We start from the raw sequence: 23,216 nt of genomic DNA, 5'->3' as shown, positions 1-23,216 counted from the left end.
TGAGCAGTAACAAAAAGAGGAGCAACTGTATGAAGAAAAAGCGTAAAAATCGAAGCTGTCTCAGAATGAGCGGACTGCTGTTGGGAATTGTGGCGACGGTGAGCTTTTGCTCAGGCAGTGTTTTGGCAGAGGAACATGTTCAGCCGGGGGAAGCCATAATGGAGCAGACTACAGAGGAAGTCAGAGAGCCGGTGCAGGAAAGCACAGAGAAAGCAGAAGGGGCAGCACAGGAAAGCACGGAATCAAGTGTTCCACAACAGCCGGAAAATAAGGCGGCACCAACGGAAGAAAAAAAGGAGCCTGAGGTACCGGAACCAACAGAAACGCCGGTGGAACCAACACAGATACCAGAGCCGACCAAAGCACCGGAACCGGTAGAAGAAGTGCAAAAAGTTCCGGAACAGCCGGAGATGACTGCAGTACCGCTTGAAACGAAAGCAGTTACGGAGAATTCCGCAGATGTAACTGAGAGTGCAGAGAAAGAAAAGAGTGCACAGATTATTTCTGTAGATATTACATGGGGAGATTTGGATTTTATTTACAAAAAGGGTCTCTGGAATCCGGAAACACATGAATATGTGTCAGGAGACTGGCAGCCCGGGTCAGAGGGGAGCAATCAGATAATTATTACGAATCAGGGGACAGAAACGGTACAGGCTTCTTTGAACTATATACCATCTGATACACAATATTCGGGACATTTCTGTGACAGCAGTGGGGCAGGTACCTCATCCGTTGCTGTAGCGGCAGGAAATCATGCCAGTGTTTGTTTTATGTTATCCGGAACTCCTTCGGAAGAACTCAATAATCAGCTACTTGGAACAGTCACGGTTACGATTGGAGGGCAGGGATCATGAACAAAGATAAAAAATCCAAAACAAAAATACTGATCCTGCTTTTGATATTAGTTACAGTTGTTTCAATTGTGATTACTGTGTGGGCTGTTTTCTTTCGGAATACTTCTCCCATACTGGCACCGGATCATGCACCGCAGACAACAGAAGAAAATGCAGAAAAAATGAAGGATGATGGTACCGAAAAGATGGAAGCAGAAGAAGGCGGGGGCGCAGTCAGCATTACGTATGCAAATGAAGTAACGATTGATCTGAAAGGCAAAAAAGCCATACTGTTATTTGCAAACCCTCAGAAATCCATACAGAACATGGTCGTTCAGCTTGTGATTGATAATACGGTGATTGTTCAGTCTGATATATTGGAACCCGGAAATCAGGTCAGGGAGCTTGATTTGCCGGATAATGCAGAAAAACAATTAGTGAAAGGCGGCTATGATGGAAAGTTTGTTGTTTCGTTTTACGATCCCGATTCAGGGGAAAAGGCTTCTGTCAATACGGAAATTCCAGTTTCAGTCACAGTTTCGTAGGGAGTTCGATTTATAGCCTGTCAGGGCATAAATATAAATAAAAACTGAAGAAGAGGAGGATGAGTGATGAAGAAGCTTTTTGCGATCAGCACAGCCATTGCCATTGCATTGTCTGTTGGTGTTACTGCATTTGCAGATTCAGGTGGAGAGATACTTGGTGTGAGTGATAACCAGTCTATTAATGTGATCGCAAAGTGCAGCAAATATATAGTTGAAAATCAGATCGTTTACAGTGTGGATATGAAATGGGATGATATGACGTTCACCTGGTGTGAAAAAAGCAGCAGAGTATGGAATCCGGAAAAGCATACATATTCAGGAAAAGTTACCGGTTCATGGGATAAAAATACGGCGAACATTCAGGTGACAAATCATTCAAATGCAGGAGTAAGAGTTGACTTTGTATATAAACCTGTTGGCAGTACCAATCTGTCAGGAACGCTCAGTGTAACAGAAGATACACTGACAGCGGGAGTTGAAAATGATTATGAACATGCTGACAAAGTAACTTCCAGACTGACGATATCCGGTAAACCCAATCAGACGGTCAGTGAGACAGGAACTCGGATTGGAACGATTACAATTACTGTTTCACCGGAAACTTCAAACTAAATACAGAAAAAGTAAAATGAAAATTAAAAAAGAAAGGATATGATCATATGAAAAAATCAACAGCACTTGCCTTAACTTTAACAGCTCTTTTTGCACTCAGCAGCTCTGTTTCAGCAGAGACCCTCAATACTGCCCAGCCTACGGGTACACATGAAGTAAAAGGTACTTGCATATCCTCCACGAATCAGACGGTTTACAGTGTGGATATTGAATGGTCCAATTTTGAGTTTACTTATAATGAGGGTGGCAAAGGTGCCTGGGATCCGACTACGCATACTTACTCAGAAGCAGTGCCGGCAGGCTGGGGAGATCAGAAGGGTACTATCAAGCTTACAAATCATTCAAATGCACAGGTTAATTATACGCTTACTTATGAAAAGGACAGCAATTATAAGGGTGTTTATATGGGAACATCCAAAGGCGGTAACCTTGCAACCTTGCTTGGAAATGTATCATCAGCTGAAAAAACGACCTATGAGGAGGCTCCTTCAAAAGAAATTGATATTTATCCGGGCGGAACATTACCGAAGGGCACAGACAGCGCAACGCTCGGAACCTTTACTATCACATTGAATACCGGTAACTGATTATGTTTTAAGTGAGAAGAGATGATATCGAGGTGAATGACAAAAATATTTCTATAAAAAAAGTATGCCTCGTGCTATTTGCAATCGTTATAATTCTGGCAGTCGGAAAGCCGGTGCTGGCACAGGAGGTAAGTCAGGAAGACGTAGATGTGGTTGTACGTTACATTCGCACAACAGAAACTCCGGAAAAAGAATCCGCGACAGATAAAAAAGAAAAGGTTACGCTGTCTCCGGCGCAGACAAAGAGTCAGACATCAGTACTTCGAACAGTTCCGGAGACAGGAGATGACAACAATATAACAGGAATTGGAATTACACTTGTTCTTTCTGCAGTGGCAGGCAGTTTGATCTTATGGAAAAAGATTCGAACCTGAAGGAAAACAACTTATATTACTTCAGGAAAAAATGAATCAGTTTATTATGAATTTCTTTATATGGCTGGTATCTCATTGGCAGATCCAGCCATGTTTTTTTATCTACGATACTTTTGTAATGCGAGAAGGTGCGGAAACCTTCTTTGCCATGGTAGCCGCCCATGCCGCTTTCGCCGAATCCACCAAACGGCATCTCACTGGTTGCGAGGTGGATGATGGTATCATTGATACAGCCTCCACCGAACTGACACTGTGCAGTGACTTTGCGTGCCGCAGCCTTATCACGGGTAAAGAAATACAGTGCAAGCGGATGTGGCATGGTATTGATCTTAAGAATCAGTTCATCCAGAGAATCATAAGTAAGGACCGGCATGATCGGTCCAAAGATTTCTTCCTGCATTACATTATCTTCATAAGTGACATGATCCATAACGGTAGGCTCGATGTGCAGCGTAGCAGGGGCAGTATATCCGCCGCAGATGACTTTGTTCTCATCGATCAGTCCGGAGATCCTGTTAAAATGTTTTTCATTGATGATTTTTCCGTAACCTGGATTAGAAAGAGGATGTTCTCCAAACTGAAGCTGAATCTGTTTTTTAACCTCGTTTAAAAACGCATCTTTGACGGAGCTGTGGCAGCAAATATAATCCGGAGCTACACAGGTCTGTCCGCAGTTCAGATATTTGCCAAAGACGATTCGCCGTGCGGCAAGTTTCAAATCTGCAGATTCGTCAACAATACATGGGCTCTTGCCGCCAAGTTCCAGCGTTACCGGAGTAAGATGTGCCGACGCTTTTTTCATCACTTCTTTGCCGACGTTCTGACTGCCGGTAAAAAAGATATAATCAAAATGTTCTTCCAGTAAACTGGTGTTTTCTGCACGACCACCGGTGACAACTGCGACCATCTCCGGGGAAAAACATTCTCGGATCATTTTTTTGATCAGAGTGCTGGTGTTTGGCGAATACGCGCTTGGCTTCAGAATCACGGTATTTCCGGCGGCAATTGCATCGACCAGCGGATCAAGAGAGAGCAGGAACGGATAATTCCACGGACTCATGACGAGGACGACACCGTATGGCCCCGGTTTCATGAAACTACGGGAATGAAACTGGGCGAGTGGTGTGTGTACACGTTTCTCACGGGCAAATTTTCGGATATGTTTTAACATATAAGAAATTTCACTCAATATCAGCCCCGTTTCACACATATAACTTTCGAAATTGCTTTTGCCAAGGTCTGCTTCCAGAGCTGTTGCAATTTCTTTCTCGTGTTTCAGGATACATGCTTTCAGTTTTTTCAGGGTACGGATACGCCCATCTATATTTAACGTCGCATTACTGTAAAAATATGCTCTCTGTTTTTCGACAAGTTCGTGAATGTCATTCTGATTCATTCGAAGTTTCCTCCTGTTTTTTGTCCATGAGAATATAATAGAATTTTTCCAGTTCGTGTGCATCCATCAGAACTGTTATAGTATTTCCAAATTATAGCATTCAATTTGCTGTTGTAAAGAAAAAGTGTAATATTTGCTCAGGCATTTTAAATGTGCTTATAAAACATTGCCAAAGTCTCTTGAAGTGGGATATGACAAAACAGCAATTTTGCTTTTTAAGGAAGGGGACTCAATTGAGAAACTTGCAGAAGTTATTCAAACGAAAAAAGAAATGGTTCATAAATGGATAACAGAATATAATGAAAAAGAAATGGTTCATAAATGGATAACAGAATATAATGAAAAAGAATAAAGATTTTTTCTGTACAAGAGATTGTTTAAAAATACTAAAAAAGCCCTCACCGAAGTGAGAGCTTTTTTTAGTTACCGATCTGCACCATAATAAGGAGCGTCACCAAATCCAAGAATCAGCATAAAGATCGGCTGTAAGAAGATCAGTCCGATCGCAAAACCGATTCCTTTGCCGAATGCTCTTGCAAGTTTCACGCTGTAGATAACGCTGATGATCGCAAGGACGATACGAATCAGTGAGACAATGAGCAGAATCGTGGTATTTGTTCCATCTGGATCTGCCATTCCGCTGGCAATGGAAGAAATGATTCCTAGAATGAAGACGAGCCAGAAATAAGATGGCTGCCATGCGATTTTGTATGAAATGTAATCGCTGTATACAGGAATGATACTTTTCCATCCTGCTTCGCCTGCCTTGGTAAAAACCTTCCAGTTGGCAATGATCTGGAGAATCCACCATGCCAAAGCAACTGCCAGATAAATACCACCTAAAAGCACCAGACTGCTGATTCCAATAAGTCCCATAATTTATGTACCTCTTTCTTCTTTTTGATTGAGTTCATTGAAGCACATTCCGAAATGTCTGTCAAGTTCTGTGCAGATTTGGAAACCAGTGCACAGATTCGGAACAGATGTACAGTTTTGGTTTCCAGAGGTACAGTTTTGAATCAATGTAAATAAAATTCTTATGATAAAATAAAGAAAAACAGAAAATGGAGAACAGAGTATGAGAACTGGAACGAAAAATTTACGTATTGCAAGTGTGGTTGAGCTTGTTATGGGGGCAGCATCTTTATTCCTTACACACTATCTGGTCGGACATGGTGATGCTGCAGTGGCAGGAATTTCAGCACCAACAGCATTGGGATTACTGGTAGCTGCCTATGGACTGGCTGTTTTTCAGATACTGGCCGGGATTTTCGGGCTTATGATGGCAGATAAGAAGTCTGTGCTGACAGTGTTTTTTGGAGTCGCATTATTTATTCCTCAACTTGTTCATTTCTTTAATATTAAAGGAAGTATTGGAATGATCATAGCGAATATCGTTTTACTGGTGATCCCATATCTGTATTTGAACAGCGCTTACAAAAATTTTAAAGCAAATTAGTGTATTGAGAGTTGAAAAATGACTGTCATCTGTGAAAATGCAGGAACAGTCATTTTTTTACTTTATAGGAAGTTTGAAGCGGACTCGTACTCTTTGTTTCATTATACTGGAAAATATGTTATAATAAAGACAATGTTAGGAACTAACAGGAAGGTGGTTTTATGCTGCAGATTGCAATTTGTGATGACCGAATGGATGATTTGAACAGAGCTGTAAATGGAGCTAAGAAATGGCTCAAACAGAATATTTCAATCGAAGGCAGGATAGATACATATCATGATGCTGAAAATCTGAAAAAAGCAGTACAGGACAGAACAGCAGAATATGATCTTTATATACTGGATATTGTGATGCATGGTACAAATGGAATCGAATTTGGACAGTGGATCCAGCAGCAATGTCAGGATTCCCTGATGATCTATGTGACATCTTCCAGAGATTACGCATTGGATGCATTTGACAACCATGCAGTAAGATATCTGATGAAACCAGTAGAGGAAAATGCACTGTGTGCAGCTATGGATACCGCATATTCTCTTTATAAGGCAAAGCCAAGGCACATGCTTACGATCAATACCCGCAATGAGATTTGCAGTGTTGCGATGGAAGATATCATGTATATCGAAAATAATCTGAAAAATATGCGATATACATTAAAGGACGGCAGCGAATTGTCCAGTGCGCGAAGAGTAGGAACTTTTGAAGAGTCTGTAGGAATTGTTGCGGAATCCGGACAGTTTATTCAGCCGCATAAATCATTTTTTGTAAATATGAAATATATTGCGGCACTTAAGGGTGACCATATTTTGATGGATGATGGGAAAGAAGTGCCTGTAGCGAGGAGAAGAGTAGGAGATACGCAGACAAGATATATGTCGTATATCTCTGGCGAATAGGTTCATGAGTGAGATAATGATGTTTCTGGAATACCGGATCTCTATGGTATTCATGCTTATATATATGCTGACATTTCTTTCTTTGAAATACAGCAGACGAAAAACGGCCCTGATTGTAACAGGGTCTTTTTTGCTTACGAATATAATCGAGAATATAACAATGTTGGAGAATTTTCCGGCAGAACTGAATATGTTCCTTCTGGTTCTGGAAATCATTATCGTACAGCTGACAGCGGTATGCCTTAGCAGTTACCGGGATATGAGGTCGGTATTTACCGGAATTACATCAGCGACCTACGTGCTTCCGGGAAATATTCTGTATATGGGTGCGGTAGCCCTTTATAAAACGGATCCCCCATTCTGGCTGCTGGCATTACCGGCGGGAGTACATCTGCTGATCCTTCTGGTGTCAGCACATCTGCTTCGGGATAAATATCTGGAAGAGATGGAAAAAAGCTCCCGTCTGTGGAATGAACTGTGGATCGTACCGGCATTTTTTTATGCGATCACTTATATGCTGACCATGTGGTCGGATTCATTTTTTAAGAAGTGGCAGAACTGGGTAGCAATTTTTTTGATTCTGATTCTTATGGATATCATCTTTATTTTTACCATAAGAATGATATCATCCCTTCATGATGAAGAGGAAATAGAAAATGGCCGTGAACTTCTGGAAATCTATGCTTCCGGTTTGGAAGGACAGACAGAAGAACTGAAAAAATGGAAGAACAGTTCCGGATTCTTCGCCATGATAACAAGTATCGGTATCAGATGATAAGAAACTGTCTGAATGAGGGAAAAATGGATCAGATAGAGAAACTTCTGGATCAGACAGATGAAGACTTCCGGTCAGTAACGAGAAGAAAATTCTGCAAAAATGTGGTGATTGACGGTGCAGTCACGGTATATTATGAAAGAGCAAGAGAGCAGCAGATAGAATTTAAGACAGATATACAGATGCCGGTAAGAACAGAGAAACTGAATGAATTTGAATTTGCGACTGTGGTTATGAATCTTCTGGATAATGCAGTACGCTCAGCGGCACGTGTGGAAGAGGAGAAAGACAGGCTGGTGCAGATTAAGATTAAACCGGTGAAATCACAGATTCTTCTGGAGGTGAGTAATACATTTGTAGAAAACTCTTATAAAATATCAAAAGTCACAGGATTGCCTCTGTCAGAACGGGGAACAGAACATGGATTTGGAATGAAAAGTATCAAAGCTTATGCAGACAAATACCATGGTCTGTTTCAGTATTCGGTAGAAGACGGAAAATTCTGTGTGAGACTGATCACAGAGGTATAATTTTACAGTTACCGTTTCTGCACAGTTTTGGTAATGGTAGTACAGTTTTGGAAATAAAAAATGTGCAATGTCATGATAAAATAAAAGAAAAATTATAGAAATTGCACAAAATAATAACTGGTTTATCTTTATCAAAATATGGAGCGTATGAGATGAGAAAAAATGATCGATTAAATATGCAGACAAAGAAAAACAGGCATTATCCGTGTAAAAAGCAGATGATGCCTGTTTTTTGTGCTCTTGCAGGTGTTCTTATGGGTACTGCAGGAGGTGTGACCGTATGGGCTTCTGAAAATGACGTTCAGGAATCCGGGCTGACTGCAGAGCAGTATCAGCAGGTGCTGGAGGACCTTACTTCTGAGATCCGCTGGGCAGGAACTGAAGGAGAACAGAATGCTGCTGAGAAGATTGCAGAAAAGTTCCAAAACTATGGACTGGAAGTAGAACAGCAGAAATTTTCTTTTACGGAACAGGCAGAAGGAAAGCAGAATTCAAATGAAGCGACCAATGTGATCGGAGTAAAAAAGGCGAATAAAAATTCAAATGGAGATATCCTGATCGTTTCTGCACATCATGACTCGAAGGAATGTACAGTTGGCGCTAATGATAATGCTTCCGGAGAAGCAATGTTACTGGAGCTGGCTCGGGTTATGCAGAATGTGGATACAGATACAGAAATCCGGTTTGTTTCTTTTTCTGCGGAAGAAGAAGGCCTGAAAGGTTCTTCCTATTATGTGAATAATCTTTCACAGGAAGAAAAAGATCACATCATTGGTGATATCCAGATTGATATGATCGGACATTATAAGAGCACAGGTTCTCAGGTGATGACTGCATTTGGAAATGAAGAACTGCTTGGCCAGATGCTGATAGAAGCAGCCGGCCAGAATGGTACATGGCAGAGTGGACATGCAGCAGACAGTGACCATGCATCCTTCTCTTTTGAAGGTATTCCGGCAGTGCTGGTAGAGCAGAATGCAGAGCTTGGTGAAGTCGAAAATCATAAATTTACGGATAACAATAAGATCATAGATGCAGATAAAGCTGTAGAGACTGGAAAAGTGGTTGAGAGTGTGCTTCAGTCAATTGCATCTGAGGAGACAGGATCTCTTCTGGAGCAGGCGAAGGAGATGACTGCAACAGAAACGGCAGTACCGGTAACGGATGAGACGCCGATCCTGATCGGGGCGGCAAAAACAGATGTGGACGTCAAGTTTGGCGCATCCGGTACACTGGAAAAAGAAGATGAAAGTGAAATGGGATATCAGCAGGCACATTACGTAATTAAGACGAAATGGTTTGACTGGGAGCCACTGATCACTGATTTTGTGTTCAGAGAATATGATGATGGAATAGCACCGACGCTTGACCGTGTATTTATTCGAACCAGTAGTCTTGGATTGAGTGATGAGGAACTTGGAGAGAAACTCACAGAAGCGTTGGGAGAGCCGGAGGTTTATGATGGCGGCGAGCCATTGTGGGGAAGCAGTTCCATGAAAGAAAATCCGTCAAATCGCCAGTATATGATTGAAGAATACGATGGAGAACAGGTGATTGAAGTGATTGCCTTCATGCATTCCAACGTAGGCGAGGACATTAACAGTTACGAATTTGGCAAGTCGTCTGAGGAATATGCAGACACTGCAGACAAGGCAGATCTCGCACTTTTGGAAACCGTACATAAGATGATTCCGGAAGACGATCCATATGTGAAAAATATTGTTTCCTGGACAGACGGTTACAGTTATGTACTTGGTTTCTGTACCGCAGATGAAGTACAGAAGTCGGACAGTTTTTCCATACGCATTGATAAGAATGATTTCTTTGATGCAGATGGTAATTTCCGAAATGTAGGAAACTTCCTTGTAACTGCAGTTCACGAATATGCTCATGCACTTACTTTGAACGCAGATCAGCTGAATGCTCCGGCAGAAATGGAAGATACGGCTGATTATAATGATATCAGCCTTTATAAAGATACTTCTTATATGAAAGCTTTTTACGATCAGTTCTATGCGGACGGTAAGCAGAGAGAGTTTTATGAGAATCCGGAAGATTATGTCAGTGATTATGCAGGACTGTCCGGTATTTTTGAAGATATTGCCGAATCTTTCATGCAGTTTGTTTTAAGTGACAGACAGGATGGAGATTCCCTGGCAGCAGCTAAGATTAACTTTTTCTATGATTATCCGGAAATGACGGCGAAGCGTGATTATATCCGCCAGAATTTCGGATACGAATAGAAGTTAATGATATACAAACAAAAGAGAGGTACAGGTGGGACAGGAAAATATGAAAAGAAAGTACATATTGAAATCACTGCCACTGGCTATGGCAGTGGTGAGTCTGCTCGGAACAACTCCGGTTTATGCAGCAGGTAAGACTCTGACTGTTGGTGTCAGGGGAGACATCATGAACTTCGGTTATTATAATGAAACAACCGGTAAGTTCTATGGAATGGAAATTGACCTTGCAAACAAGCTTGCAGATGAACTTGGATATTCTGATGTGGAATTTAAACAGGTAGAGCCGGACAACCGTAAAGATACACTTCTGAATGGAGATGTAGACTGCCTGATCGCAGCGTATTCCATTACAGATACCCGTCTTGAGAATTTTGATTTCTCACCGGCATATTATACAGACGATACCAAGATCATGGTGGAGAAATCCAGTCAGCTTACAGAGATTCAGGACCTTAAGGATAAGACAGTCGGAACACTGGCAGGCGTAAATGCCGGACCGATTCTTGCACAGAAACTTGAAGAAAACGGAATGATCACCAGAGTTCTCGAAGAAAAAGAAGGCGATTATACACAGTATGACGGGATCAGAATTGTTCAGTTGGAGTCTTATGATGCAGTAAGTAAGGCACTGGAAGAAGGAACAATTGATGCAGCATGCATGGATGGCATGATTGCCAATGCATACTGGAATGATGACCGTGAGTACATTCCGTTTGATATCACCGAGCAGAGCTACGGTGTTGCCACACAGAAAGATTCAGAACTCAGTGCACCGATGGCAGAAGCCGTTCAGAAATTTCTGGATGACGGAACGATCGCAGCACTGATCGACAAATGGGATTAAGGGGGGATAAGCTGTGTCTAAGCGTTTAAAAAGAAAAAGTATTGCGATGGTCATTGTGGAGCTTATCTTCGTGGCTATCCTGGGAGTATTCCTGTACCAGATGCAGGTTAACATTTCTGCAAATGATCAGGCAACCGAGTTACAGAAAAAGATCGAACCTCTGCGTGATACGGTAGAAGATGCCAAAGCAGAAGCGGCAGATCATACAGAATCATATGATGCGATGTATCGTGCCAAAGCAAGTACACTTGCATTCTTTGTTCAGGAAAAAATCGGTGCGGATGAAGTGACAACGGCTGTCATGCAGCAGTACAGAGAACTTCTGAATGTCACAAATGCACTGATCGTAGAAAAAGACGGAAAGGTTGTTGCCGAAGCCGAAAAGACAGGTGCAGATTTTGCTTATGCACGTTATAACCAGTTGCGTACTGTATTTGCATCCGGTGATACATCCGAACCATTTGAAGTAGAACGAGAAGATGGTACCTTCAGATATTATGCAGCCGAGATCGATGCAGATACCATGGCAGTCATTGAGCAGGATCCGACAGAACTGGAAACTCTTCTTAATGATACCGTAACATGGGAGAGCATGCTTCGTAACATCAGCGTTGGTTCTACCGGATATGCATTTGCAATCTCTGCGAAGGACTACACCTTCCTGTATCATCCGGATGCAGACATTATCGGACAGGATGCACTGGATGCCGGAGTTAACGTAGAAGATCTGGAAGACGGTAATAAAGTATGGATGGAAATCTACGGACAGAAATATCTGTGCAGCATTGCAAACCTGGATGATGCATATGTGATCTGTGCACTTCCGGAAAAAGAGATCAAAGACTCCTGTAATGTCACAGTACTGGTAGTGCTTCTTGTATTCTTTGCAGTTATCACATTGCTTGTAACGTATGCAATCTTTATTCTGGGAGATCAGGAAAAGAGAAAAGGCAGGAAAAAAGGTGTACAGAGGAAGATTGGAAAAGTTTATTTCAACAATTTCCTGGGAGCAAAACTTGGTGCGATGATCGTTGCCGGAGTACTCAGTGTATTCATCAGTTCTCTGTATATGCAGCAGCTTTTCTCACTGTCCAGTAAGTCAATTACAAACAGCCAGCATATCGAGAGCCTGCAGGCTACACTTGAGAAATACGAAGGCGATGTCAAGATGCTGGAAGATCAGTATGATACCAGATATCTGAACAAGTGCCGTGCGGCAGCATACATTCTTGAGGAAAGACCGGAATTTAAGACACGTGAGGATCTTGCGAGAATCAGCAAGGCACTGGATGTAGAATTTATCAGTTATTTTGACGCGACAGGAACGATCACAGCAACAAACTCCAACTATCTTGGATTCCAGCTGAGTGATGACCCGGAAGCACAGTCCTATGATTTCCGCAAACTTCTTGCAGGTGGCGAATATGTGATCCAGGATGCACAGGAAGACGAAGCACTTGGTGAATACAACCAGTATATTGGTGTCGCACTTCGTGACGACGATGGCATCACAGAAGGTTTTGTACAGATCTGTGTAAATCCTGAGAAACTGGAAAACGCACTTACCAAACTGCAGATTGATTCTGTACTTGACGGTGTGCAGATCGGAGCCAAAGGATTTGCGTTTGCGGTAAACAAAGATGACAATACGTTTGCATATTATCCGGATGAGAAATACATGGGAAGAGATGTCACAGAGTATGGCATCAAAGAAAGTCAGATTCATGATGGTTTCAGCGATTATCTGACAATTGGAAGCAACAAATATTTTGCAAACTGTGTAGAAACAGATAAATATTTTGTTTATGCATGCGTTCCGTCTACGGAGATTGCCGCACACAAAGTTCCGGTAGCACTTCTGTCTACCGCAGTCAGCCTTGCCTGCCTGCTTGTGATTTCTCTCTTCCTCTGCCTGAATAAAGAGGTTGCAGAAGAGAATACAGTCGAAGAGCCGGATACAACAAATGACAATGAAACATCAAGCACAATGTTTGATGTGACCATGCCGGATGGAAATACAAAGTCCACAAGAGACATTTCAAGCCGCTGGTCCAATGCTGCAATTCGCTGGTCGGAGAAGACTCCGGAGCAAAAGATGACTACCGTGTTGAAAGTTCTTCTTGGAATTTATGCAGTGATCATCTGTATCGCATATGTAATGCAAAAACAGAACCCTGGTAATGAAAATGTGTTCTCTTATGTTATCAATGGTGGATGGGAACGTGGCGTCAATATCTTTGCGGCAACAGGTTGTATCTTTATCATCTGTATCGTAATGACACTGACAACGATCGTTCAGGAAGTGCTCCGTGTATTGTCCAATATTTCAAGTGCACAGGGTGAGACGATCTTCCGTCTGGTAAGCAACTTTGTAAAATATGCATCTGCGATCGCACTGCTCTATTACTGTTTTGCACTGCTTGGTGTAGATACTGCCACACTTCTTGCATCTGCAGGTCTTCTGGGATTGATGATCAGCTTTGGCGCACAGAAACTGGTTGCCGATGTTCTGGCCGGACTCTTTATCATTTTCGAGAGCGAGTTCCGTGTAGGTGATATTGTTCAGATCGGCGACTGGAGAGGAACCGTTGTTGAGATTGGTATCCGTACCACAAAGATTGAAGAGAGCAGCGGTAACATGAAAGTCATCAACAACAGCGGAATCAGCGGTGTTGTCAATATGACCAGACAGTTCTCTGTCGTTTCCCGTGACTTCGGCATCGAATACGGCGAATCTCTGGAACGAGTGGAATACATCCTGCAGCAGGAACTGCCACTTATGAAAGAGCGTATTCCTGAGATCAAGAAAGGACCGTTCTACAAAGGTGTTACAGAACTGGATGATCACAGCATGAATATTAAGATTGTTGCACAGTGTACAGAGAGTGATCGTGCACAGCTGATTCTTGATATGAACAGAGAGATGAAACTGCTCTTTGATAAATACGGAATGAAACTTACTTCTCAGCAGTCCGAAAACAACAGTGAAGAATAACAATTAAAATAAAATATCAAAAATACAAGAATTCTCTGCCTGAATATATCAGGCGGAGAGCATGGAGGAAAACATATGAAGAAAAAAATCGCTACAGGACTTATAACCGCAGCAATGCTTACAATGGCAGCACAGACCGCTGTATTCGCTATGCCGGCCGATATTGAAGAGGCAGTTACACAGTCTGACTACAATGCTTATAATCATCAGAGTTCTTATTCTTACTATGATGAATCTGATCTGATTTCTGTAAATGACTATTATGTGGCGACTGCACAGGCAATGATCAGACGATCCCCATTTGGCGAGATTCTTGGAAGTGTTACACCAGGTCAGAAATATTATGTTGTCGGCGAATGCTCTGACTGTATGTGGTACAAGATTTCCGGTAATGTTTCCGGTTATGTTTATGCAAGCTATATGACCCCTGCAAGCGATTATTCTGCACCGAGCAGCTCACAGCAGTCATACAATGTTCGCTCCCTTGATATGAAAATGACAGTTACTGCTGCATCAGCGGTGAATGTGCGTAAATCTCCATCTGCATCAGGAGCACTGGTAACTTCTCTCAAAAACGGAACAGAAGTTCATGTAACAGGAAATGTGTTAAATACAGAATGGTATGAATGCAAATACAATGGTGAAACAGTTTATATCTGTGACGATTATCTGACACCGGAACTTCCGCAGACAATGGCATGCACAGCGAAAGCGCTGAACGTACGTGCCTCAGCCAGCAGTAATGGTCAGATTATCGGTACTCTGAATCATGGAGATAAAGAAAAAATCAGCGCAGATGAAAACGGCTGGTTGCGTTTCTCTCTTCCGGATGGTAGAATCGGATATGTAAGTGACGAGTACATGGCTGTTGTAGACCAGTAAGAATCGTATATGAGAGTTAAGCTGCCGCATGACAAAAGTCCGTATGTGGCAGCTTTCTTTTTTGAAAATACACAGCACCAATGGAGGACAAAAGATGGATGACAAGAAGGAAAATGTGAAAAAGACTGCGAGAGCAATCGTATTTACTGCTGATGAGAAACTGGAAGAATTGATCATTGAATCTGAAAAACAGATTCCGGTGGGAAATGAATCTGTGGTTGTGTCAGTCGATGAAGAAGGCTGGAAGGTGGATGCTTCCGCATTCAAAGAAGAAATCTGGATCAATGGGACCCTGTATACAGAAAGCAATTCCATTTTCCGTGTACAGGACAGAGATATTCTCCAGTTTCGAAATGAAGTGACCACAGATCTTGTTCTGGAAAGAACCAGGGCATCCGACATGCAGTGGAAGATTCTTCCGCTTGCAGATTCTTTTCCGGTGATACATATCCGACATGTGTCTGATGAACTGACAGAGGCAGATACAGATGTGCAGGATGATGGAATCGAAGCACATGAGGCAGAGATCCGATTGACAGGAAATACATGGAGTCTAAGTGATGTCCATACAGACAGAGGAATCTTTGTGAACGGGGAACGTGTGGAAGAATCCTGTGAACTGAAACCGATGGATGTGATCCGTGCCGGCAATACACTGTTTTTCTTTGGCACACAGCAATTGTATTACAGCCATACCATCTTTCGTGGAAATAATCTTTCTATACATATCGAAGAACGTTCCGTAAAAAGTTTTTTCAAGAAGCACATTCTTCTGCAGGACATTAATCTGACGATTGAACCGGGCAATATGGTTCTGATCCTTGGCGGTTCCGGCGCCGGTAAGACTACGTTTGTCAATGCCGTAACCGGTTATGAAAAGGCAAAAGCACAGATCCTTCAGGATGGCGTAGATGTCTATGAGAATTATGGCAAACTGAAGCATTCGATTGGGTTTGTTCCGCAGCAGGATCTTCTTCGCGATGACGACACGGTAAGAAATACTTTACTGAATGCAGCCGAGATGCGTCTTTCCAAGAAATATACAGAAAAAGAACGAAGCGAACGTGCAGACAGAGTACTGGAAATGTTTGGTCTCAGTGTGCAGAAAAATGAACTTGTACGGAAGCTTTCCGGAGGTCAGCGTAAGCGCCTTTCTATCTGTGTAGAGTTTATCTCAGATCCGAAGTTGTTCTTCCTGGATGAGCCGGATTCCGGACTGGATGGAGTCATGGCAAAAGATCTCATGGAGCATCTGCGTAAGATTGCGGATCAGGACAAGATCGTTCTGGTCATCACACATACACCGGATCGTGTGATCGACCTGTTTGACAAGGTAATCGTACTTGCCAAGGGAACGAAGGACCATATCGGTCATCTGGCATTCTATGGTGGCATTTCGGAAGCCCGGGAATTCTTTGGCAAGGAGACGATGGAAGAAATCGTTCTTGCGGTGAATGGTGTGAATGAAGGCGGCGAGGGCCGTGCAGATGAATTTATAGAGAAATTCAAGATGATCAATCCGGAGGAGACTGCACATGTTTAAATCAAAAGAAGAACGATATGCCGGACGTCTGGAGCAGACCAAGGTATATCTGGGTAAACTTTTTCGAATCTTTATTTATGAAAAAGACTGGAAAGTACTTCCGATGGCTTCAATTATTGCGGCGATGGTGTCCTATGTAGTTGGCAAGAACATGTTTGTAAATATGGAAGGTACAAAGGTTGGAGCACTGGCATTTGTATGTGTCTGCATCTGGAATGGATTTTTCAATTCCATTCAGGTTGTGTGCAGGGAGCGTTCTGTTATTAAGCGTGAGCATCGTTCTGGTATGAGTATTTTTTCCTATTTGTCTGCACATGTGATCTATCAGGCGATTATCTGTGCATTACAGGTTGCCATCTCTCTGGTCGTTTACTGGCTGATGAAAGTAAAATTTCCGACAGAAGGTGTTGTTACAGGAAGTTTTCTGGCGGATATTTTTATCACCCTGTTTCTGATCACGTTTGCGGCAGATATGATGGCACTGATGGTTTCCTGCCTTGTGCATACAACGACAACGGCGATGACCGTGATGCCATTTCTTCTGATCGTACAGTTGGTATTTGCAGGAGTCGCTTTTCCACTTCATGGATTTCCAGAAACGATCTCCAATGCATCTATCAGCAAATGGGGAATCTATGCAGTCTGCACAGAGAGCAATTATAATAATCTTCCGACGACAGTATTCAAGAAGAGCTGGAAGCTTCTGAAGAAGAGCGAGTATGTCAAAGAACTGGAGGATCTGGGAAATAAGATCGATCCTGCAATGGTGAAAGATCTGGAAGATGAAATTTATGAGAATCTTGCACAGACTATGCAGGAGAGCCTTCAGGTAGAAGAATATGAGACAGAGCGGGCAAATGTCCTCCGCGAATGGGCACTGCTGTTTGTTTTTGCGGTTGCATATGCAGGAATTGGCGTACTGGCACTGGAATTTGTGGATAAAGATAAGCGGTAAAAGCGATGGAGTGGAAAACTGGTTTGCTTCAGGGTTACTTCCAGGTAACTATCCCACAAATATGTGCGTACTTTCATAAACGGACATGATAGAGTAGAATAAAGAAAATAGAAACAGTAAAAACAGTCTGATGATACAGGCTGTTTTTATTTTACAGAAAGTTGTGGCAGAAAATGATTTTGTCATGTTCCAATAATTAAGAGAGGCGACGGACATGTTTTCAAAAATAACAGGCAGATTTACAGAAGATAAAGATACAAAAGAGATTAAACGGCTTCGGGAAACACTTGAGGAAGCGGATGTAATTGTGATCGGTGCGGGTGCGGGACTTTCAACATCGGCAGGATTTACGTATGCAGGAGAAAGATTCCGGGCGCATTTTGCGGATTTTGCGGCGAAATATGGTTTCGCGGATATGTATTCCGGCGGCTTTTTTCCATATGACACGCTGGAAGAATACTGGGCGTACTGGAGCCGTTATATTTATATCAACCGTTATATGGATGCACCGAAATCGGTGTATGAAAAGCTGTTGGAACTGGTGCGTGACAAGGACTATTTTGTGATCACAACGAATGTGGATCACTGTTTCCAGAAGGCAGGATTTGATAAGAAAAGATTGTTTTATACACAGGGGGACTATGGGCTTTTTCAGTGCAGCGAACCATGTTGTCAGGAAACTTATGATAATGAAGAGATCATCAGTGAGATGCTACAGCAGCAAAAAGACATGCGAATTCCAACAGAGCTTATCCCACACTGCCCGCATTGCGGAAAGCCGATGACGATGAATCTGAGGGCAGACGATACCTTTGTGCAGGATGAAGGCTGGCACCGGGCAGCAGAGCGGTATGAGAATTTTCTTCGCACACGTGACGGATTAAAGACACTTTATCTGGAATTAGGGGTCGGGTACAACACACCAGGGATTATTAAATACCCGTTCTGGCAGATGACATTGAAAAACTACAGAAGTACTTATGCCTGCCTCAACTACGGTCAGGCAGAATGCCCAAATGAGATCCGAAGCCAGGCAATCTGCATCAATTCTGATATAGGAGAAGCACTGGAGAGAATTTAACAAAGGTTTTACACTGCATATTGTCGTTTTCATGTAGAATAGAAATAAAGAAAATTGTAGTTTAATTACATGGAAGAACGGAGCTTTTGTAGAAAAGTTACAAACCATAGAATCAGCAGAAAAGCAGAGGAATAGTATATGCAGACAAATGAGAATATGTCATATCAGATACGGAGATGTTACGCATCTCTTCGAAAGTCAGAACAGAAAGTAGCCGATTACGTCCTGGATCATGAGGCTGTTTGCAGGAAAATATCACTGGAAGCACTTGCGGAACAGAGTGGAGTGAGTCAGCCGACAGTGATTCGATTCGTTAAAGCACTTGGATTTCGTGGCTTTAAGGAGTTTCGTTATAAACTGATGGAAAATGCACTGACGGAAATGCGTTCAGGAGAGCAGCAGCCAATGTATGGATATCATCTGGGCCCGGAGGAACAGTTAAAACTGATACCTGCAAAAGTTGTGTCTACATCGGTCAGAACACTGGAAGATATGTTGAAAAGCATCTCTGGTGAGGAGTTTGAAAAGACGGTTCATATGCTTTCTGATGCGAAGAGAATTTTGCTGTGCTGTGTGGAAAATTCGTCTGCTGTGGCAAAAGATTTAATGACAAAACTTCTGTATCTCGGTTTTGACTGTCGTTACGATGAAGATTATTACATTCAGAAAATCGCGGCAGCGGCACTGACAGAACAGGATGTGGTGATTGGAATTTCTTATTCCGGACAGTCGAAGGATACAGTGGATGTTATGAAAACTGCTAAAAAAGCGGGTGCACAGACAATTGCGATTACAAATTTCAAAGAGGCACGGATCAGTCAGTGGAGCGATATAGTGCTGTGCTGTTCACAGGAACAATGGCTTTATGGAGATTGCATTTTTTCAAGAACGACTCAAATTGTACTAAATGATATGATTTATATGGGATTAATTGCATATAACTATGATCATCGTACAGAGCAGCTGGATAAAAACAGCAGAATTATTAGCGATAAAGCCTATCAGTAACAAGAGAATATTATCATAAAAGTCCGATAATCAGTACAGAAAAGCTGGAAAAGGTAAAGAAGAGAGAAGATGGGGGAATCTGTCTGTAGAAAAACTACAGAGAGCTTCTTCTTTTTTTGTGTGCTTTATTTACATTTTCATAACATACATCTAAAGTTGTGTTGATTGTTTCGGGTATGGTGGAATGTTACACTTTGGGACGTAGTTTGATACAGGAAATCAACCGGAAAGGAAAATGAAGATGTTAAAACTGGAACATATAAAGAAAAGCTACGACGGAACAACGATCCTGAATGATATCAATCTTGAGATCGAAGATGGAGAGATCGTTTCTATATTAGGACCATCAGGATGTGGAAAAACAACTCTGCTGAATCTGATCCTCGGACTGACAGATGCGGACCAGGGCAGGATCCTTTTTGACGGGGAAGATATCACAGACACTCCTATGGAAAAGAGAGGATTCAATATTGTATTTCAGGATTATGCACTGTTCCCAAACCTCAATGTATACAAGAATATCACCTACGGATTAAGAAATGATCCGAACATTTCTACAAAGGAAGAAGTCGAGGAGCTGATCGAATTACTCGGACTTCGCGAACATCTGAACAAACGCATCGACCAGTTATCCGGCGGTCAGAAGCAGAGAGTGGCACTGGCAAGAACCCTTGTTATGAAGCCAAAGATTCTGCTTCTGGACGAGCCGCTGAGCGCGCTGGACGGTGTGATCAAAGAATCTATCAAAGAAAAAATCAAAACAATCGCAAAAGAATTCCATTTAACAACAATCATTGTAACCCATGATCCGGAAGAAGCACTGACACTTTCCGACCATGTGATGATCATCAACAAAGGCGGGATCTCACAGTACGGAAAGCCGGAAGAAATCGTAAAAACACCGGAAAATGATTTCGTAAAAGCCTTCATTCTGCGACAGCTTGAGATCAAAAAGAACAATATTTATTCTCTGTTCCAGGTGGCAGTATGAAGATAAAAAATAAAGAAATAAAGGTTATTTTTACGCTGATCGTACTGATATTTGCAGGATTTCTGATCCTGCCGGTGATCCGGTTATTACTCAAATCGTTCATAGGAACTAACGGAGTCACCCTTGGATTTTACAGCTCAGTACTTAAGGGAAAAGGCTTCCTGAAAGCCCTTCGGAACAGCTTTCAGGTGGCAGGTGCAAGTGCACTGATCACGACGATCCTGGCCTTTTTTATGGCATATACCATCCATTACAGCAATGTACCGGAAGGCGTAAAGAAATTTATCCATATAGTTGCAGGGCTTCCTATGCTGCTCCCGACACTGACTTATGGCTTTGCACTGATCTATTCTTTTGGAAAACAGGGGCTGCTTACCAGAATGTTTGGACATCAGTTTTTTGAGATATATGGCTTCCACGGACTGCTGATCGGCTATGTGATCTACACGCTTCCGATCTCTTTTATGCTCATCAATAATACGATGGGATATGTAGATAAAAAGTTTATGGTCGTATCCAGACTGATGGGAGACAGTGTCCTTTCAACCTTCCGTATGACCGTTGTAAGACCGTTAATGGGAACACTCGCAGCGTCCTTTATCCAGAGCTTTTTCCTCTGTTTCACAGACTTCGGAATCCCTGCTTCTGTAGGTGGAAAGTACGAAGTGATCGCCAGTGTTCTGTATACACAGATGCTCGGAAGCGTACCTGATTTTAACAGAGGAAGTGTGGTAGCGATGGTCATGCTTCTGCCGTCAGTAGTCAGCATTATCATCCTGCATTATCTGGAAAGATACAACATTCGATACAACAAAATATCCTCAACAGAACTGCGTAAAAACCGTCTCCGCGATGGCATTTTCGGGGCATTCAGCATTCTGATCTGCATCAGTGTTTTATCCATTTTTGCGGTGATCTTTGTGATCCCGTTCGTACAGGACTGGCCGTACAATATTGGATTTTCACTGGATCATTTCAAGGCAGTTTTTAACGATGAAAGTCTCCTGGGAGTTTACAAAAACTCTTTGTGGGTCGCATTTGCAACCGCAGCAGTCGGAACTCTGGTTGCTTATGGCGGTGCGATCGTCACTGCCAGAAGCAGGATCAGTGACAGGTGTAAACAGATCATCGAAGGCATTGCCCTTATCACAAATACAATACCTGGAATGGTACTCGGACTTGCGTTTCTGTTCTGTTTTTCAGGAACAAGTATCCAGAGCACATTTACCATCCTGATCGTCTGTAATGTGATCCATTTCTTCTCTACACCATATCTGATGATGAAGAGTTCCCTTTCCAAGATGAACGCATCCTGGGAGACAACAGCAATGCTGATGGGAGATAACTGGATCAGAACGATCATCCGGATCGTAACGCCGAATGCGTTGTCTACGATCATTGAGGTGTTCAGTTATTACTTTATCAATGCGATGGTGACAGTCAGTGCGGTGATCTTTATCGCCGGTGCGAGGACCATGGTCATCACCACCAAGATCAAGGAATTACAGTATTACAATAAATTCAACGAAGTTTTTGTCCTTTCTTTACTGATGCTCGGCACAAATCTGCTGGCAAAAGCAGTTTTTCAGCATCTCGCAAACAGAAAGAAGACAACGGAAAAGGAGAAAAAAATGAAAAAAGCAAGAGGTTTAAAACGTGCAGCATGTGCAGGAATTGCAGGTATTCTGGGACTTTCCGCATTTATGGCTACAGGCTGTGGACAGAAAGATTCCAGCGACAGCCAGGTTGTCATCTATTCCAATGCAGATGATGAAGCTGTTGAGGCTATGAAAGCTGCACTGGATGATAACGGATACAAAGGCCAGTACATTTTCCAGACATTCGGAACCTCAGAACTTGGAGGCAAACTTCTTGCAGAAGGAAAAGATATCGAGGCGGATCTCGTGACCATGAGTACCTTCTATGTAGAGAGTGCCCAGGATGAAAAGCAGATGTTCAAGGATCTGACTTTTGATGTAAATACACTGGATGAATTCCCGGCATACTGTGCGCCGATCACAGCACAGGAAGGTACGATCATCGTGAATACAGAACTGATGGACAAGAACAAACTGGATATGCCGACATCCCTCAAAGACCTTGCAAAAGAAGAGTACAAAGGACAGATCGCAGTGACAGATATCGCATCTTCTTCTACCGCATGGCTTCTGCTCCAGGGACTGATCTCTGAGTACGGAGAGGACGGTGCAAAGGATGTTCTCAAAGACATTTATGTGAATGCAGGAGACCATATCGAAGAGTCCGGTTCCGGTCCTCTGAAACTTGTCCGTGCAGGTGAAGCTGCTGTTGGTTTTGGTTTAAGACAGCAGGCAGTTGCAGACAAAGAATCCGGACTTCCAATCGATTATGTAGATCCGGAGGAAGGAAATTTCACACTGACAGAATCCGCAGCAGTTGTAGACAAAGGGGACAAGAGCAATCCAAAAGCAATGGAAATGGCAGAGTGTATCATCAAAAACGGAAGAGCAGCACTGCTTGATACTTACCCGATCCCGCTGTATGAGGGAGAGACTGTAGATGAGTCTGAGAAGTCCGGAAATCCAAAAACTTTCCCGGAAAAACTGACCGTAGACCTTCTCAAAAAACATCAGGAATTATCTGAAGAATGCAAACCGGAATAAACTTTTAAAATAACTGAAA

22 protein-coding genes are annotated in these 23,216 nt (G+C 42.5%); 20 read left to right on the top strand and 2 right to left on the bottom strand.

The features are described from left to right. Positions 1-29 precede the first annotated feature (29 nt). The 5 genes from KQI91_RS01255 to KQI91_RS16235 all read left to right on the top strand — a co-directional run bounded on the left by KQI91_RS01255 (position 30) and on the right by KQI91_RS16235 (position 2,954). Positions 30-857, top strand: coding sequence for a hypothetical protein (locus KQI91_RS01255; RefSeq protein WP_216391071.1), 828 nt, complete (start codon positions 30-32; stop codon positions 855-857). Continuing rightward, complete coding sequence (locus KQI91_RS01250) at positions 854-1,381, top strand: hypothetical protein (protein WP_216391070.1); 528 nt, start codon at positions 854-856, stop codon at positions 1,379-1,381. The genes KQI91_RS01255 and KQI91_RS01250 overlap by 4 nt, the downstream gene beginning before the upstream one ends. A gap of 66 nt (positions 1,382-1,447) precedes the next feature. Next, entirely contained in the window at positions 1,448-1,993 is a 546-nt protein-coding gene (locus tag KQI91_RS01245) for a hypothetical protein (protein ID WP_216391069.1), read from the top strand. Between the two features lie 47 nt (positions 1,994-2,040). Beyond that, positions 2,041-2,580 (top strand): hypothetical protein, encoded by a 540-nt coding sequence (locus tag KQI91_RS01240; protein ID WP_216391068.1) that lies wholly within the window; start codon positions 2,041-2,043, stop codon positions 2,578-2,580. A 32-nt stretch (positions 2,581-2,612) separates the two neighbouring features. Next, a complete protein-coding gene (locus tag KQI91_RS16235) occupies positions 2,613-2,954 on the top strand; it encodes an LPXTG cell wall anchor domain-containing protein (RefSeq protein WP_216391067.1) in 342 nt (113 codons plus the stop codon). A gap of 16 nt (positions 2,955-2,970) precedes the next feature. On the opposite strand, the gene KQI91_RS01230 is transcribed toward KQI91_RS16235, so the two are convergent. Continuing rightward, complete coding sequence (locus KQI91_RS01230) at positions 2,971-4,350, bottom strand: aldehyde dehydrogenase (RefSeq protein ID WP_216391066.1); 1,380 nt, start codon at positions 4,348-4,350, stop codon at positions 2,971-2,973. Positions 4,351-4,534: 184 nt separating this feature from the next. On the opposite strand from KQI91_RS01230, the gene KQI91_RS01225 reads away from it, so the two are divergent. After that, a complete protein-coding gene (locus tag KQI91_RS01225; RefSeq protein WP_216391065.1) occupies positions 4,535-4,702 on the top strand; it encodes a helix-turn-helix domain-containing protein in 168 nt (55 codons plus the stop codon). A 71-nt stretch (positions 4,703-4,773) separates the two neighbouring features. Here the strand turns inward: KQI91_RS01225 and KQI91_RS01220 are convergent, their stop codons facing one another. Beyond that, positions 4,774-5,226, bottom strand: a complete 453-nt coding sequence (locus KQI91_RS01220; RefSeq protein WP_216391064.1) for a DUF5684 domain-containing protein — start codon at positions 5,224-5,226, stop codon at positions 4,774-4,776. Between the two features lie 202 nt (positions 5,227-5,428). On the opposite strand from KQI91_RS01220, the gene KQI91_RS01215 reads away from it, so the two are divergent. From KQI91_RS01215 to KQI91_RS01150, 14 genes are all read left to right on the top strand, one after another. Further along, positions 5,429-5,809 carry a hypothetical protein gene (locus tag KQI91_RS01215; RefSeq protein ID WP_216391063.1) on the top strand — a complete coding sequence of 127 codons (381 nt, stop codon included), beginning with the start codon at positions 5,429-5,431 and terminating at the stop codon, positions 5,807-5,809. A gap of 161 nt (positions 5,810-5,970) precedes the next feature. Next, on the top strand, positions 5,971-6,705 hold the full coding sequence (locus KQI91_RS01210; RefSeq protein ID WP_216391062.1) for a LytR/AlgR family response regulator transcription factor: 735 nt from the start codon (positions 5,971-5,973) through the stop codon (positions 6,703-6,705). A gap of 4 nt (positions 6,706-6,709) precedes the next feature. Continuing rightward, entirely contained in the window at positions 6,710-7,480 is a 771-nt protein-coding gene (locus KQI91_RS01205) for a hypothetical protein (protein ID WP_216391061.1), read from the top strand. Then, the gene (locus tag KQI91_RS01200) at positions 7,426-8,010 is read left to right on the top strand and encodes a sensor histidine kinase (RefSeq protein ID WP_216391060.1); all 585 of its coding nucleotides are present in this window, start codon (positions 7,426-7,428) and stop codon (positions 8,008-8,010) included. Before KQI91_RS01205 ends, KQI91_RS01200 begins: the two co-directional genes overlap by 55 nt. A gap of 152 nt (positions 8,011-8,162) precedes the next feature. Continuing rightward, a complete protein-coding gene (locus KQI91_RS01195) occupies positions 8,163-10,253 on the top strand; it encodes a M28 family peptidase (RefSeq protein WP_216391059.1) in 2,091 nt (696 codons plus the stop codon). A 49-nt stretch (positions 10,254-10,302) separates the two neighbouring features. Then, positions 10,303-11,100, top strand: coding sequence for a transporter substrate-binding domain-containing protein (locus KQI91_RS01190; protein WP_216391058.1), 798 nt, complete (start codon positions 10,303-10,305; stop codon positions 11,098-11,100). Between the two features lie 13 nt (positions 11,101-11,113). Beyond that, complete coding sequence (locus tag KQI91_RS16230) at positions 11,114-14,095, top strand: mechanosensitive ion channel domain-containing protein (RefSeq protein WP_216391057.1); 2,982 nt, start codon at positions 11,114-11,116, stop codon at positions 14,093-14,095. A gap of 75 nt (positions 14,096-14,170) precedes the next feature. Further along, a complete protein-coding gene (locus KQI91_RS01180; protein WP_216391056.1) occupies positions 14,171-14,977 on the top strand; it encodes an SH3 domain-containing protein in 807 nt (268 codons plus the stop codon). A 94-nt stretch (positions 14,978-15,071) separates the two neighbouring features. Beyond that, positions 15,072-16,520, top strand: a complete 1,449-nt coding sequence (locus tag KQI91_RS16025) for an ATP-binding cassette domain-containing protein (protein ID WP_253288310.1) — start codon at positions 15,072-15,074, stop codon at positions 16,518-16,520. Beyond that, positions 16,513-17,475: an ABC transporter permease gene (locus KQI91_RS01170; RefSeq protein ID WP_216391055.1), complete on the top strand. Its 963-nt coding sequence runs from the start codon at positions 16,513-16,515 to the stop codon at positions 17,473-17,475. Before KQI91_RS16025 ends, KQI91_RS01170 begins: the two co-directional genes overlap by 8 nt. A gap of 214 nt (positions 17,476-17,689) precedes the next feature. Further along, a complete protein-coding gene (locus tag KQI91_RS01165; RefSeq protein WP_216391054.1) occupies positions 17,690-18,556 on the top strand; it encodes an SIR2 family NAD-dependent protein deacylase in 867 nt (288 codons plus the stop codon). 138 nt (positions 18,557-18,694) lie between these two features. After that, positions 18,695-19,564: a MurR/RpiR family transcriptional regulator gene (locus KQI91_RS01160; protein WP_216391053.1), complete on the top strand. Its 870-nt coding sequence runs from the start codon at positions 18,695-18,697 to the stop codon at positions 19,562-19,564. A gap of 241 nt (positions 19,565-19,805) precedes the next feature. After that, positions 19,806-20,555 (top strand): ABC transporter ATP-binding protein, encoded by a 750-nt coding sequence (locus KQI91_RS01155; protein WP_216391052.1) that lies wholly within the window; start codon positions 19,806-19,808, stop codon positions 20,553-20,555. Further along, positions 20,552-23,197 carry an extracellular solute-binding protein gene (locus tag KQI91_RS01150; protein ID WP_216391051.1) on the top strand — a complete coding sequence of 882 codons (2,646 nt, stop codon included), beginning with the start codon at positions 20,552-20,554 and terminating at the stop codon, positions 23,195-23,197. Before KQI91_RS01155 ends, KQI91_RS01150 begins: the two co-directional genes overlap by 4 nt. Positions 23,198-23,216 lie beyond the last annotated feature (19 nt).

This window comes from Blautia sp. MSJ-19 (assembly GCF_018918125.1).
Lineage (GTDB): Bacteria > Bacillota > Clostridia > Lachnospirales > Lachnospiraceae > Blautia_A.
The sequence above is the reverse complement of the archived record's forward strand: the minus strand, read 5'-3'. Positions and strand labels throughout refer to the sequence as shown.